This is a genomic window from Variovorax paradoxus B4 (genome assembly GCF_000463015.1).
In the GTDB taxonomy this organism is placed as follows: Bacteria; Pseudomonadota; Gammaproteobacteria; order Burkholderiales; family Burkholderiaceae_C; genus Variovorax; species Variovorax paradoxus_E.
Genome location: NC_022247.1, coordinates 5,125,143 through 5,138,648 on the forward strand (window position 1 = coordinate 5,125,143; position 13,506 = coordinate 5,138,648).

Annotated in this window: 15 protein-coding genes; 1 reads left to right on the forward strand and 14 read right to left on the reverse strand. The window is 67.9% G+C overall.

What is annotated here, in order from left to right; genetic code table 11:
- Window positions 1-94: 94 nt before the first annotated feature.
- From VAPA_RS23845 to VAPA_RS23900, 12 genes are all read right to left on the reverse strand, one after another.
- Window positions 95-1,789, reverse strand: a complete 1,695-nt coding sequence (locus VAPA_RS23845) for an MFS transporter (protein ID WP_021012575.1) — start codon at window positions 1,787-1,789, stop codon at window positions 95-97.
- A 166-nt stretch (window positions 1,790-1,955) separates the two neighbouring features.
- Window positions 1,956-2,600: a 2-hydroxychromene-2-carboxylate isomerase gene (locus VAPA_RS23850; RefSeq protein ID WP_021012576.1), complete on the reverse strand. Its 645-nt coding sequence runs from the start codon at window positions 2,598-2,600 to the stop codon at window positions 1,956-1,958.
- Window positions 2,597-2,863, reverse strand: coding sequence for a DUF1289 domain-containing protein (locus tag VAPA_RS23855; protein ID WP_021012577.1), 267 nt, complete (start codon window positions 2,861-2,863; stop codon window positions 2,597-2,599). Before VAPA_RS23855 ends, VAPA_RS23850 begins: the two co-directional genes overlap by 4 nt.
- 4 nt (window positions 2,864-2,867) lie before the next feature.
- The gene (locus VAPA_RS23860; RefSeq protein ID WP_021012578.1) at window positions 2,868-3,356 is read right to left on the reverse strand and encodes a YbaK/EbsC family protein; all 489 of its coding nucleotides are present in this window, start codon (window positions 3,354-3,356) and stop codon (window positions 2,868-2,870) included.
- Between the two features lie 31 nt (window positions 3,357-3,387).
- Window positions 3,388-4,308: a hydroxymethylglutaryl-CoA lyase gene (locus VAPA_RS23865; protein ID WP_021012579.1), complete on the reverse strand. Its 921-nt coding sequence runs from the start codon at window positions 4,306-4,308 to the stop codon at window positions 3,388-3,390.
- 135 nt (window positions 4,309-4,443) lie between these two features.
- Window positions 4,444-4,746 carry an acylphosphatase gene (locus tag VAPA_RS23870; protein ID WP_041946227.1) on the reverse strand — a complete coding sequence of 101 codons (303 nt, stop codon included), beginning with the start codon at window positions 4,744-4,746 and terminating at the stop codon, window positions 4,444-4,446.
- Window positions 4,747-4,757: 11 nt separating this feature from the next.
- Window positions 4,758-5,927: an acyl-CoA dehydrogenase family protein gene (locus tag VAPA_RS23875; RefSeq protein WP_021012581.1), complete on the reverse strand. Its 1,170-nt coding sequence runs from the start codon at window positions 5,925-5,927 to the stop codon at window positions 4,758-4,760.
- Window positions 5,924-7,150 (reverse strand): CaiB/BaiF CoA transferase family protein, encoded by a 1,227-nt coding sequence (locus VAPA_RS23880; protein WP_021012582.1) that lies wholly within the window; start codon window positions 7,148-7,150, stop codon window positions 5,924-5,926. Before VAPA_RS23880 ends, VAPA_RS23875 begins: the two co-directional genes overlap by 4 nt.
- The gene (locus tag VAPA_RS23885; RefSeq protein ID WP_021012583.1) at window positions 7,147-8,157 is read right to left on the reverse strand and encodes a Bug family tripartite tricarboxylate transporter substrate binding protein; all 1,011 of its coding nucleotides are present in this window, start codon (window positions 8,155-8,157) and stop codon (window positions 7,147-7,149) included. The genes VAPA_RS23880 and VAPA_RS23885 overlap by 4 nt, the downstream gene beginning before the upstream one ends.
- A gap of 26 nt (window positions 8,158-8,183) precedes the next feature.
- Window positions 8,184-8,567, reverse strand: a complete 384-nt coding sequence (locus VAPA_RS23890) for a cupin domain-containing protein (RefSeq protein ID WP_021012584.1) — start codon at window positions 8,565-8,567, stop codon at window positions 8,184-8,186.
- Window positions 8,568-8,572: 5 nt separating this feature from the next.
- Window positions 8,573-9,310 (reverse strand): IclR family transcriptional regulator, encoded by a 738-nt coding sequence (locus VAPA_RS23895; RefSeq protein ID WP_021012585.1) that lies wholly within the window; start codon window positions 9,308-9,310, stop codon window positions 8,573-8,575.
- Window positions 9,311-9,489: 179 nt separating this feature from the next.
- A complete protein-coding gene (locus VAPA_RS23900; protein ID WP_021012586.1) occupies window positions 9,490-10,410 on the reverse strand; it encodes a 2-hydroxyacid dehydrogenase in 921 nt (306 codons plus the stop codon).
- 115 nt (window positions 10,411-10,525) lie between these two features.
- On the opposite strand from VAPA_RS23900, the gene VAPA_RS23905 reads away from it, so the two are divergent.
- The gene (locus tag VAPA_RS23905; protein ID WP_021012587.1) at window positions 10,526-10,840 is read left to right on the forward strand and encodes an EthD family reductase; all 315 of its coding nucleotides are present in this window, start codon (window positions 10,526-10,528) and stop codon (window positions 10,838-10,840) included.
- On the opposite strand, the gene VAPA_RS23910 is transcribed toward VAPA_RS23905, so the two are convergent.
- Both VAPA_RS23910 and VAPA_RS23915 read right to left on the reverse strand, forming a co-directional pair.
- Entirely contained in the window at window positions 10,837-12,840 is a 2,004-nt protein-coding gene (locus VAPA_RS23910; protein WP_021012588.1) for an acetyl-CoA carboxylase biotin carboxylase subunit, read from the reverse strand. The genes VAPA_RS23905 and VAPA_RS23910 overlap by 4 nt on opposite strands.
- Complete coding sequence (locus tag VAPA_RS23915; RefSeq protein WP_021012589.1) at window positions 12,833-13,504, reverse strand: DUF4126 domain-containing protein; 672 nt, start codon at window positions 13,502-13,504, stop codon at window positions 12,833-12,835. Before VAPA_RS23915 ends, VAPA_RS23910 begins: the two co-directional genes overlap by 8 nt.
- Window positions 13,505-13,506: the final 2 nt, after the last annotated feature.

The following is a 13,506-nucleotide window of genomic DNA, read 5'->3' on the forward strand; positions in this document are numbered from 1 at the left end:
ATGCGAGGGTTCAAGAAAAAGGCCTCATGCCGACGGCATGAAGCCCCTTTGTTGAACGGAGGGCCGGCGCTCGCGCCCTCCTCCTGAACGCGCGTCAGTCGTTCGCGTAGATGTCGACGTTCTTGGTCTCGCGGATGAACAGCGTGCCGACGACCAGGGTCATGGCCGCGATGATGATCGGGTACCAGAGGCCGTTGTACATGTTGCCGGTGGTCGCCACGATCGCGAACGCGGTGGTCGGCAGCAGTCCGCCGAACCAGCCGTTGCCGATGTGGTACGGCAGGCTCATCGAGGTATAGCGGATGCGCGTGGGGAACAGCTCGACCAGCATGGCGGCGATTGGGCCGTAGACCATCGTGACCAGCAGCACCAGCCAGAACAGCAGCGCGACGACCATCACCTTGTTCATCTTTGCGGGGTCGGCCTTGGCGGGATAGCCCGCCACCTTCAGGTCCTCGGCCACGCCCTTCTTGAAGGCGGCAATCTCCTTGGCGGAGGCTTCGTCGAACTTCAGGTTGACCACGTTGCCGACCGGCGCCTCGATGGACTTGTCGCCGATCTTGACGATGGCCTTGGAGCCGGGCGCGCCTTCGACGTTGTCGTAGCTCACCGAGTTCTGCACCAGGTAGCGCTTGGCGATGTCGCACGAGCTTCTGAAGTCGATTTCACGCGCCACCGGGTTGCCCTGGAAGGAACACGACTTGGGATCCGCCGTCACCGTGACGCCGGCCGTGGCCTGCGCGCGGGCCAGGTCGGGGTTGGCGGCTTCGGTCATCATCTTGAAGACCGGGAAGTAGGTGACCACGGCCAGCAGGCAGCCGGCCATGATGATCGGCTTGCGGCCGATCTTGTCCGAGAGCGTGCCGAACACCACGAAGAACGGCGTGCCGATCAGCAGCGAGGCGGCGATCATCAGGTTGGCGGTGGTGCCGTCGACCTTGAGCTGCTGCGTCAGGAAGAACAGCGCGTAGAACTGTCCCGTGTACCAGACCACGGCCTGGCCTGCCGTGAGGCCGACCAGGGCCAGGATCACGATCTTGAGGTTCTTCCACTGGCCGAAGGATTCGGACAGCGGCGCCTTCGAGGTCTTGCCCTCGGCCTTCATCTTCTGGAAGGCGGGCGATTCGCTCAACGAGAGCCGGATCCACACCGAGATGCCGAGCAATGCGATCGACACCAGGAACGGAACGCGCCAGCCCCAGTCGCCGAAGGCCTGCTCGCCGAGCCAGGTGCGCACGCCCAGGATCACCAGCAGGCTCAGGAACAGCCCGAGCGTGGCGGTGGTCTGGATCCACGAGGTGTAGGCGCCGCGCTTGCCGTGCGGCGAGTGCTCGGCCACGTACGTGGCGGCACCGCCGTACTCGCCGCCGAGCGCGAGGCCCTGCAGCATGCGCAGCGCGATCAGGATCACCGGCGCCGCGACGCCGATGGTCGCGTAGCTGGGCAGCAAGCCGACGATGAAGGTCGACAGGCCCATGATCAGGATCGTGACCAGGAAGGTGTACTTGCGCCCGATCATGTCGCCGAGCCGGCCGAACACGATGGCGCCGAACGGCCGCACCAGGAAGCCCGCGGCAAACGCCAGCAGCGCGAAGATGAAGGCCGCGCCGGCATCCAGGCCGCTGAAGAACTGCTTCGCGATGATCGCGGCCAGCGAACCGTAGAGGTAGAAGTCGTACCACTCGAACACCGTGCCAAGGGAGGAAGCGAAGATGACCTTCTTTTCCTCCGCGGACATGGGCCGGGGGGCCGGGTGCGGCATCCCCCTCGAATCCAGTGTTGCTGCCATTTGCGTCGTCTCCTGTGTGTGCGTTCGGTCGGCCCCGGCATTCGGGACCGTGAAGCATTCTTGGAGGCGCGACTGACCCGAGCCTTTCGCGAAACTGAACCGACGCTTACGAATTAAGGTGAAACCCGCGGGGCTCGTTTCAGCCTGTAAGAAATCGGCCGATTGCTCAGCTTTTGCTGCTTCGCAGCAAGGAAGGCCGCTGGTCGGCCGCGGCCCATTGCGGGCCTTCGAACCACGCATCGCCGGCCAGGTAGGCGCGCAGCATCGCAAGGCCGTCGAAGCCCCAGAACAGGCGGGCGTCGACCACATACGCCGGGGTGCCGAACACGCCGAGCTGCAGGGCTTCGTCGGTGTTGCGCTTGAGCAGCGCCTTGTTCTCGTCGCCGTTCATGTCGCGCTTCGGCTTCAGCTGCGCCGCCAGCGCAGCCAGGCGCGTGGCATCGCCGGCTTCCTCGCCGCCGCGCCACACGTTGCGGAAGATGGTCTCGGCCACGAGGCGGCTGATGCTGCCGTCGTCCGAGGTCGACAGCGCGAGCCGCAGATGCGCAAGCGGGTTGTACGGATGCGAGGCCGGCATCTCGATGGGAATGCCGTTCGCATGGCCGAGCCAGAGCACGTGGCGGTAGGTCCAGCTGCGCTTGGCAGGAATCTCGGCCGGTCCGAGCTGCCCGTGGTGCTTGAGGATCGCGCCGAGCAGCACCGGCTTGTAGGCCACGCTGTAGCTCAGGCCTTCGAATGCCTGGGGCAGGTGCTCGAACGCAAGGTGCGCGTAGGGCGAGATGAAGTCGAGGTAGAAGTCGATGTGCTTCATGCGTGCTGGTCTCCTGATGGCTCCGGGACGCGCCAGATGCCGGCCCGTGCCCGCAACTCTATCGCGCGCCACACGCCGCGCCGCGCCTCGTCTTCCATCCTGCTCCAGCCCGCGATCTCGGGGATGGTGCGCAGGCATCCTTCGCAAAAGCCGCTCAGGCGGTCCATGCGGCAGACCGAGGTGCAGGGCGATGGCGCATCGTCGGCCGAGTGCTGCACGACCACGGCGCGTTCGGCCAGCGCTTGCGCGGTGTCGAAATTCACGTCGTCACACCACGTCCGCCACCGGCGCGCCGGTGAGCTTCTCGAGGTCTTGCGGGTGCAGCTGGAACACCGCATGCGGATGGCCCGCCGCGGCCCAGATCTCCTCGAAGCGGAACAGCTCGCGGTCGATCAGCACCACCGGCGGCGTGGCATGCGCCACGGGCGAGACGCCGCCGATCGTGAAGCCGGTGCGCGCCTTCACGAACTCCGCATCGGCGCGGCCGGTCTTGCCGACCAGCGCATCGACCTTCTTCTCGTCCACGCGCTTGTCGCCCGAGGTGATGACCAGCACCGCCGCGTCGTCGCTCTTGCGCCGGAAGATGATGCTCTTGGCGATCTGCCCGACCCCGATGCCGAGCGCGTCGGCCGCCTGCTGCGCGGTGCGGCAGGCGTCGTCGAGCATGCGCGGCGAATGTGGATGGCCCGCGTCCTGCAGCACGCGCGAGACGCGCTGCACGCCCTCTGGAAGAGAGTGAAGTTCAGCGCCGCACATCACATGCGTCCTTGCTTTGGGGTGAAGCTCATCAACCAGCCCGCTTCGTGCGGATCGCCTTCGACGCCCGCGAATTCGGCTCGCGCCCCAGCGCCTCGCTGATGTACACGCCCGCGTCGATCAGCTTGTCGAGGTCGATGCCGGTCTCGATGCCCATGCCGTGCAGCATGTAGACCACGTCCTCGGTCGCCACGTTGCCGGTCGCGCCCTTGGCGTAGGGACAGCCGCCCAGCCCGGCGGAGGACGACTGGAAGTTCCAGACCCCCAGCTCCAGCGAGGCCAGCGTGTTGACCAGCGCCTGGCCGTAGGTGTCGTGGAAGTGGCCCGAGATGTGGTCCACGCCGAAATGCGCCAGCGCGGCCTCGATGGCGGCCTTCACCTTGCGCGGCGTGCCCACGCCGATGGTGTCGGCCACGTCCACGCGCTGCACGCCGATGTCCTTCATCAGCTTCGCCAGCATGCCCACACGTTCGGGTGCGATCTCGCCTTCGTAGGGGCAGCCGACGGTGCACGACATGGCGCCGCGCACATCGATGCCTTTGTCGAGCGCCGCGGCCACCACGGGTGCGAAGCGCTCGATGCTCTCGGCGATCGAGCAGTTGATGTTCTTCTGGCTGAAGGCTTCGCTCGCGGCGCCGAACACCACGATCTCGTCGGGCCACTCCTCGCGTGGCGCGGCAATGGCGGCCTCGAAGCCCTTCATGTTGGGCGTGAGCACCGAGTAGCGCACGCCGGGCTTGCGTTGGATGCCGTGCATCACCTCGGCGTTGTCGGCCATCTGCGGCACCCACTTGGGGCTCACGAAGCTGGTGACCTCGATCTCCTTCAGGCCCGCGTCCTGCAGGCGGTGCACGAGGCCGATCTTGACTTCGGCGGAGACCGGCTGCTTCTCGTTCTGCAGTCCGTCGCGCGGACCGACGTCGACGATCTTGACTTTGGTGGGGAGTTTCATGAGATGTCTCTTGTGTCGCGGGAGGATGAAAAACCGTCTCCGATTGTCCGACACATGGAAATGCCCTGCTTGGTACACAAGCAGCGGAAGGTAGCAATGCGCGCCTGTGAGGTTGCAAATGGTGCCAGCCGGGCGCTAGGCGGTTTCGCGCTGCTCGAAGTCGCCGGGCACGCCGTCAGTGCCCGCATCGCCTGCATCGACCAGATCGACCGCATCCACGCGCGCGCCGGCCGGCCCCTGGCGCGCCCAACGGATCAACTCTTCCACCGCGACCGCCCCGCCGGCCGCAAGTGCCTCCACGCTGCCGTCGCGGCGGTTGCGCACCCAGCCGCGCACGCCGAGTCGCTTTGCTGCCTGCACCATCGACCAGCGGTAGCCCACGCCCTGCACGCGGCCGCGGATGACGAGGTGGCGGGTGACGGTGGCGTCGTTGTTCATTGTGGCGCGGATCAGTACGACCTGGGCAGCCCGAGCGCCTTCTCGGCGATGAAGTTCAGGATCATCTGCGGGCTGACCGGCGCAATGCGCGGAATGTAGCTCTCGCGCAGCAGCCGCTCGACATGGTATTCCTTCGCATAGCCCATGCCGCCCAGCGTGAGCACGGCGTTCTGGCAGGCGTCGTGCGCCGCCTCGGCCGCCAGGTACTTGGCGGCGTTGGCCTCGATGCCGCAGGGCTCGCCCGCGTCGTACAGCGTGGCGGCCTTGAACACCATCAGGTCGGCCGCCTCCAGGTTGGCCCAGGCGCGCGCCAGAGGGTGCGCCACGCCCTGGTTCTGGCCGATGGGCCGGCCGAACACGACGCGCTCCTGCGCGTACTGCGAAGCGATGCGCAGGGCCGCACGGCCGATGCCGATGGCCTCGGCCGCGATCAATATGCGCTCGGGGTTGAGCCCGTGCAGGATGTATTCGAAGCCGCGCCCCTCCTCGCCGATGCGGTCTTCTTCCGGCACTTCGAGGCCGTCGATGAAGAGCATGTTCGAGTCCACCGCCGCACGGCCGAGCTTGTGGATCTCGCGCACCTCGACCTTGTCGCGGTCCAGCGGCGTGTAGAACAGCGTGAGCCCCTGCGTGGGCTTCTTCACCTGGTCGATCGGCGTGGTGCGCGTGAGGATCAGCATGCGGTCGGCCACCTGCGCGGTCGAGATCCAGATCTTGCGGCCATGCAGCAGGTAGCCGCCGTGCGGCTGGCGCACCGCCTGCGTCTTGAGGCTGGTGGTGTCGAGCCCCGCATCGGGTTCGGTCACGGCGAAGCAGGCCTTCTCGGTGCCGGCGATCAGCGGCGGCAGGAAGCGCTGGCGCTGTGCCTCGCTGCCGAACACCACCACCGGGTTGAGCCCGAAGATGTTCATGTGCACCGACGACGCGCCCGACATGCCCGCGCCCGAGGCGCTGATGGCGCGCATCATCAGCGCGGCCTCGGTGATGCCGAGGCCCGCCCCGCCCTGCGCCTCGGGCATCGCGATGCCGAGCCAGCCGCTGTCGGCCACGGCGCGGTGGAACTCGTGCGGGAACGCGGCGCGGTCGTCGTGGTCGCGCCAGTAGTCGGCGGGGAAGTCTTCGCACAGCCGTTCGATGGCGGCCACCAGCGAGCGCTGGTCTTCGTTGAGGGAGAAGTTCATTCGTCGTTGTCCTTGGGTGGAGCCGGCTGCAGCGTGACGCCGCGTGCGAGCAGGCGGTCGATCTCTGCATCGCGGTAGCCGGCTTCGCGCAGCAGCTCGACGCTCTGCTCGCCGATGCGCGGCGCCATGCGGCGAATGGCCGCGGGCGTGGCGCTGTAGCGGCCGACCGGCGCGAGGGTGCGGATGCGGCCTTCGCTCGGATGGTCGAACTCGGGAAAGAAATCGACGGCGCGCAGGTGCGGGTCGTCGATCAGGCTCTCGGTGCTGTGCAGGCGAGCGACGGGAATGTCGGCCGCCTCCAGCGCAGCCATCCACGCATCGCTGCTGCGCGTGGCCATCACCTCGGCCACGAAGGCATAGACCGCGCCGATGTTCGCCGCGCGCGCCGTGTGGGTGCCGAACATCGGCGAGCTGCGCAGCGCGGGCCGGCCGATCACGTCGAAGAAGGCCTGCCAGTGCTTGTCGTTGTAGATCAGCACGCTCAGGTAGCCGTCGGCCGTGGCGTAGGGCTTGCGGTGCGGCGCGAGCAGGCGCGCATAGCCGGTGGGGCCGAGCGGCGGCTCGAAGCTGTGGCCGCCGAGGTGGTCGCCCATCACGAACTGCGAGAGCGCTTCGAACATCGGCACCTCGACCGCCTGGCCCTTGCCCGTGCGCTGCGCGCTGAGCACGGCGGCGAGCAGCGCGATGGCCGCCTGCAGCCCCACGGCGCGGTCGGCCAGCGTGACGGGCGCGTAGCGCGGCGCGTCGCCGCTTTGCTGCGCGAACAGCGAGGCCACGCCGGCCGCGCCCTGGATCAGGTCGTCGTAGGCGGGCTTCCCGGCATAGGGGCCCTCTTCGCCGTAGCCGAAGGCGCCGAGGTAGACGATCTTCGGGTTGACCGCGGCCACGGCCTCGTAGCCGAGCCCGAGCCGTGCCATCGCCTGGGGGCGCGTGTTGTAGATCAGGGCATCGCAGCCCGCCGCGAGCCGCAGGCAGGCCTCGCGGCCCTCGGGCTGCTTGAGGTCGAGCACGATCGAGCGCTTGTTGCGGTTGAGGTGCAGCGCCATCGCGCCCATGCCGGCGTGACGCATCGGGCCGACGGCGCGCAGGTTGTCGCCGGAGGGCGGCTCGACCTTGACGATGTCGGCGCCGAGGTCGCCGAGCGTCTGCGTGGCATAGGGGCCCATCACCACGGCCGTGAGGTCGAGGATGCGGATGCCTTCCAGAGGACCGGTCGCGCTCATTCGGGTTGGATGCCCGCGGCCTGGATCAGCTTCTTCCACTTGGCCAGTTCCGACACGGTGAACGCCCCGAGTTCTTCCGGCGTGCTGCCGAAGGCATCGAAGCCCAGCTTCGCCACGCGCTCGCGGAAGGCCGTGCCGTTCGCCATCTCCGACAGCACCTTGTTGAGCTTCAGCACGATGTCGCGCGGCGTGCCGGCCGGCGCGAACACGCCGTTCCACGAGGTGATGTCGAAGCCCTTGAGTTCCGGCGTATCGGCCAGCGGCGGCAGTTCCGGAAACAGCTTGGTGCGCTCCTGCGTGGTGACGGCAATCGCGCGCATCTTGCCGGCCTTCACCGTGGCGAGCCCCGCGGCGAGGTCGACCACCATCATCGACACCTGCCCGCCGATCAGGTCGGCAATCGCGGGCGGCGTGCTCTTGTAGGGCACGTGCAGCATCGGCACGCCGCTCATGCGCGAGAGCGTGGCACCGCTCACGATGCCGGTGCTGTTGCCGCTCGCATAGGTCAGCTTGCCCGGATGGGCCCGGCCCCAGGCCAGCAGCTCGGCCACGCTCTTCACCGGCAGGTCGTTGTTGACCACCAGCATGAACGGCAGGTTGCCCATGCGGCTCACGGGCGCGAAGTCCTTCACCGGGTCGTAGGGCAGCGACTTCATCAGGCTCGGATTGGCCGAATGCGTGGTGTTGGTGGTCATGAAGAGCGTGTAGCCGTCGGGCGGCGCCTTGGCCACGAACTCGGCAGCGATCACGCCGTTGGCGCCCGCGCGGTTGTCCACGATGACCGGGGCCTTGAGCGCCTCGCCCAGCATCTGCGCCGTGATGCGCGCCACCGCGTCGGTGCCGCTGCCGGCCGCGAAGGGCACGATCAGCTTGACCGGCTGCTTCGGGTAGCCCTCCTGTGCGAAGGCCCAGGGCGCCGCGCCGGCCAGGCCTGCGGCGGCGCCGATGGAAATGAAACGGCGGCGGCTTGCCACCGCGACCGTTGTTGTCGCGTTCTTCGTCTGCATGTCGTTTGTCTCCGGGTGGTTGTCGTTCAGGGCCGGATCACGCGCTCCGGCGATTCCTCGTACGGCGGGCTGTAGATGACCAGCACGCGCACCGGCTCGTCGCTCACCACCGTGAAGGTGTGCATCGCGTCGGCCGGGAAAAAGCAGCTGTCGCCCGGGTGCAGCTCCTGCCGCTGGCCGCCCACCTCGACGACCGCGCGGCCTTCGAGCATGTAGCAGACCTGCTCGATGCCCGGGTGCGCATGCGGCAGCGCGCCCTTGCCCTTCTGGATGTGGCCGACCAGCACCTCCAGCTGCTTCGCGCCCACGGTCTCGGGACCGATCAGGCGCTTGTTGAGCGTGCCGGTGTGGTTCGCCGGGTGGTAGCCGGCGATGTCGTTTTCGCGGACGAAGTAGCGTGGGGAAGTCATTGTTTTCAACCTTTGTGTTCGATGGCCAGGCAGGCGGAGCGCAGCATGGCCGCCACCTCGTCGATGCGCGGCTCCAGCCGGTAGCGCGGGCCCGCCACCGAAATGGCGTAGGCCTCGCTCCCGATGCGCAACGGCCACGCCAGGCCCACGAGATCGGGAATGCTCTCGCCCAGGTTGCCGTACCAGCCGCGCGCGGGCGAGCGTTCGAGCTCCTGCTCGATGGCGTCGGGCGTGGTCAGCGTGGCGTCGGTCAGCGGTGCCAGCGGAGTGGCTGCCAGCAGCTTGCGGCGCGCCTCGGGCGCGAGCGTGGAGAGCAGCGCGCGGCCCATCGAATTGGCATAGGCCGGACGCGTCTCGCCCGACTCGGCGGAATAGCGAATGCTCTGCGGCGCACTCAGCACTTCCAGGTAGACGACAGTGTTCGGGTCGCGGAACTTGCCGAACAGCACGGTTTCCCGCGCCCCGTCGCGCAGCTCTTCGAGCGCGGGCCGCACGCGGTCGAGCACCGGGTCGTGCGCCGCGATGATCTGCGCCATCGCCAGCAGCCGGCCGGTGGGGTAGTAGCCCTGGCGGCGGCCGGTCTCGTACATGTAGCCCTGCTCCTCGAGCGTGCGGATCAGCCCGAGGCAGCTGGACACCGGCATCTCGAGCAGGCGCGCCATCTCTGACAGCGCCAGCGGCTGCTTCTCCCGGGCAAAGAGCTCGACGATCTCGATCACGCGAAACGCTGTTTTCACAACCATGAAGAAATTTTCGCGTATGTGAAAAACAAAAGCGTCAGGGTTTGCCCCTGGCTGCGCCTCCTTTCAGCGTAATCGCCGGTAACGCATGCCGTTGTCAGTAGTTCGCCATCGGGCAGGCCCGACCCCGGGGCATGAAACTGGGGTCACAGTCAAATTCGGCGGTCGATGGCATGAGTTTCTTAGTACCCCCGGACCGGATCGACCACGCCGCTGACCGGCAGGCCCTGTTCCATCGCGCGGATCTTTCCGGCGATCTGGGCGATGGATTCCTCGCGCAGCGTGCGCGCCGAGCCGTGCGGGGTCACGGTGATCTTCGGATGCCGCCAGAAGGCGTGGTCGGCGGGCAGCGGCTCGACCTGGAACACGTCGAGCGTGGCGCCGGCGAGCTGGCCGGCATCGAGCATTGGGATCAGGTCGTCTTCCACCAGGTGAGCGCCGCGCGCAATGCTGATGAGATAGCCGCCCGGCCGCAGCTTGCCGAGCGTGTTGCGGTTGAGGATGCCGCGCGTGGCCTCGGTCAGCGGCAGCAGGTTGACCAGCACGCGCGTGGACGACAGGAACTCGTCGAACTGCACTTCGCCGCTGAACACCTTCACGCCGTCGATGGCCTTGGGCGAACGGCTCCAGCCCAGCACCGGAAACTCGAACTGCGCGACGGCTTGAGCGACCCGCTCGCCGAGCACGCCCAGGCCCATGATCCCGACCGGAAAATCGCGCCGCAGCTTCGGCTTGCGATAGCTCCAGCGGCCTTCGCGCGCATCGGCCTCGTAGACGTCGAACTCGCGGAAGTGCCGGATCAGCGTGTGGCACACGTACTCGGCCATCTGCACCGACATGCCGGCGTCGTCGAGCCGCACGATGCGCGTGTGCGCCGGGACTTTCAGCTTGAGCAGGGCATCGACGCCCGCGCCGATGTTGAACAGGCCGCGCAGCCCGGGCTGCTCGTCGAGCAGCTGCTGGGGCGGCGCCCACACCACCGCATGGTCGGCCTGGGCGGCGCCCGGCTTCCAGGCCTCGATCTGCGCATCGGGCAGCTCGGCACGGAGGCCTTCGATCCAGGGTTCGGGGCGGTTGTCGGTCAGGGAAACGATGATTTTCATGCACCGGATCTTAGGGGCCCCGGCCCATGGACAGGGTCGACGGCTTGTGCCTCCGGGTGCCTTTCTTCTATGCTCGTGCGCCCCCCAAAGACCTCGACACACCCGGAGACGAAGCATGATCAAAGTCAGCGTGATGTACCCCTACACCGAAGGCGCACGGTTCGACCACGCCTACTACCGCGACAAGCACATGCCGCTGTTGAAGGCGCGCATGGGCGATGCCTGCAAGTCGTACACCATCGACAAGGGGCTGGCGGGCGGCGCGCCCGGCACCCCGCCGACCTACGTCGGCATGTGCCACGTGTTCTGCGACTCGGCCGAGGCGTTCCAGGCGGCGTTCGGCCCGCATGCCAAGGAGATCCTGGGCGACATCAGGAACTACACCGACATCGCGCCCGTCATGCAGATCAGCGAAGTGGTGATTGGTTAAGCCGCCGCCGCAGCCATTCGCAACAGTTCGTCGCCCTCGGCCACCTGCTCGCCTGGCACGAACATCAGTTCTTCCACCGTGCCGTCGGCCGGCGCCGCGATGGTGTGCTCCATCTTCATGGCCTCCATCACCGCGAGCGGCTGGCCGCGGCTGACCTTGTCGCCCGCCCTGACAGCGAAGGACACGACCTTGCCGGGCATCGGCGCCGTGAGGCGGCCGGCTTCGGCGTGGGTATCGCCCGCGTGGGCCAGGCGGTCGATGGCCGTGATCTTCGTGGCGCCCTTCGACGCGAACACATGGGCCGTGGCGCCGTCCAGATGCACGTCCAGCGTCTGCCGCGTGCCGGCGAATTCGACCTCGAACTCACCCGACGGGAACTGACCCACGACCAGCGGACCCTCGACACCACCGGCTTCGAGCCACAGGCTGCCGTCGCGCCTGTAAGTCAGCAGGGCCGTCTGCTCGGCGCCGCGGAACTCGAAGTCGAAGTGGCGCCGGTACTCGCCATGCGAGCGCCAGCCGTCGCGCCGCTCGAACGGATCGGGCAAGCCGGTCGGCCGTTCGGTGATCAGCGTGCGCGTGATGGCGGCGGCCGCGGCCAGCGGCAGGCCCAGCGCCTCGCGGTCGAACAGCACGGCGCGCTCGCGCTCGATCAGCGCGGTGTCGAGGTTGGCCTTGGAGAACGATTCGGTCGCGAGGATGCCGCGCAGGAACTGCACGTTGGTCGACACACCCACGATCTGCACCTGCGCCAGCGCTGCGTCGAGCCGCGCCAGCGCCTCGGCGCGCGTGCTGCCGTGCACGATCAGCTTGGCGATCATCGAGTCGTAGAAGGGCGAGATCTCGCCGCCCTCGCGCACACCGTCGTCGATGCGCACGCGGCTGCGCTGGAACGCGGTGGCCTGGGGCTTGCGGTATACGCGCAGCGTGCCGGTGGCCGGCAGGAAGTTGTTGTCGGGGTTCTCGGCGCAGATGCGCGCCTCGATCGCGTGGCCGTGGATCTGCAGTTCCTGCTGCTTCGCGGGCAGCGTCTCGCCCGAGGCCACGCGCAATTGCCATTCGACGAGGTCGAGCCCGGTGATGGCTTCGGTCACCGGGTGCTCCACCTGCAAGCGCGTGTTCATCTCCATGAAGAAGAAGTTCATCTCGCCGCCTTCGCGCTGCTCGACGATGAACTCCACCGTGCCGGCGCCGACGTAGTTCACGGCGCGCGCCGCGGCCACGGCGGCCTCGCCCATCTGCTTGCGCATCGCCTCGGTCATGCCGGGCGCGGGCGCTTCCTCGAGCACCTTCTGGTGGCGGCGCTGCACCGAACAGTCGCGCTCGAACAGGTACACGCAGTTGCCGTGCGTGTCGCCGAACACCTGGATCTCGATGTGGCGCGGGCGCTGCACGTACTTCTCGATCAGCACCGCGTCGTCGCCGAAGCTGTTGATGGCTTCGCGCTGGCACGACGCCAGCGCAGCGGCAAAATCTTCCGCCTTGTCGACCGCGCGCATGCCCTTGCCGCCGCCGCCCGCGCTGGCCTTGATGAGCACCGGGTAGCCGATGCGGTCGGCCTCGCGCTGCAGCAGCTGCGGGTTCTGGTCGTGGCCGTGATAGCCCGGCACCAGCGGCACGCCGGCCTTTTCCATCAGCTGCTTCGACTCGGCCTTCAGGCCCATCGCCTTGATGGCCGAGGGCGGCGGGCCGATGAAGACCAGGCCCGCGTCGGCGCAGGCCTGCGCGAACTCTTCGTTCTCGCTCAGGAAGCCGTAGCCGGGGTGCACGGCTTCGGCGCCCGTGGCCTTGGCGGCCTCGAGGATCTTTTCCCAGCGCAGGTAGCTGTCCTTGGGCGCGCTGCCGCCGAGGTGCACCGACTCGTCGCAGGCACGCACGTGGTTGGCGTGCGCGTCGGCATCGGAGTACACGGCCACGGTGCGGATCGCCATGCGGCGCGCCGTAGCGGCCACACGGCAAGCGATCTCGCCTCGGTTGGCAATGAGGATCTTCTTAAACATTCGGAGTGTCTCCCGGAGGATTCTTTTTCAGTTGGAATGCAGGCGTGACGCCCGGATCGGGCCGCCCGCTGAAGATGCGGGCCACGCGAGTGAACAGCGCCTTGAGAAAGCGCCAGCTCTTGCGGATGAGCCACACGCTGAGCACCAGCACGAAGACGAACAGCACCAGGAAGACCAGCGGGTGCGCCACCGAGAGCCACAGCCCGGCCGGCACCATCGAGTCTTCGACCAGCGAGGCGCCCACGTTGGAAAACGGTTCGGGCGAAGTGTTGATGGCCGCGCGCGTCGTGGCCTTGGCCGCGTGTGCGGTCGCGGCAAAGCTGCCGCCGAGCAGCGCGGCGACGATGGCCATCGCGCCATGATCGGCGCCGAACACGCTGGCCGCGAGCGCCGCGCCGGCGGGAATGCGGATGGCCGTGTGCACCACGTCCCACAGCGAATCGAGGCCCGGGATCTTGTCGGCGAAGAATTCGATGAACACCATGAAGCCACTGGCCGCGATGACCACCGGATGCGCCAGCAGCTGCAGCCCGCTGGGCAGCGGCACCCAGCCGAAGTAGCCGGCCAGCCCGGTCAGCAGCACGACCAGGTACAGCCGAACGCCGCTGGCCCAGCCGATGGCCGCGGCCAGTGCAAGCAGCTGGGGCATGTCGAGCGCGTTCATGA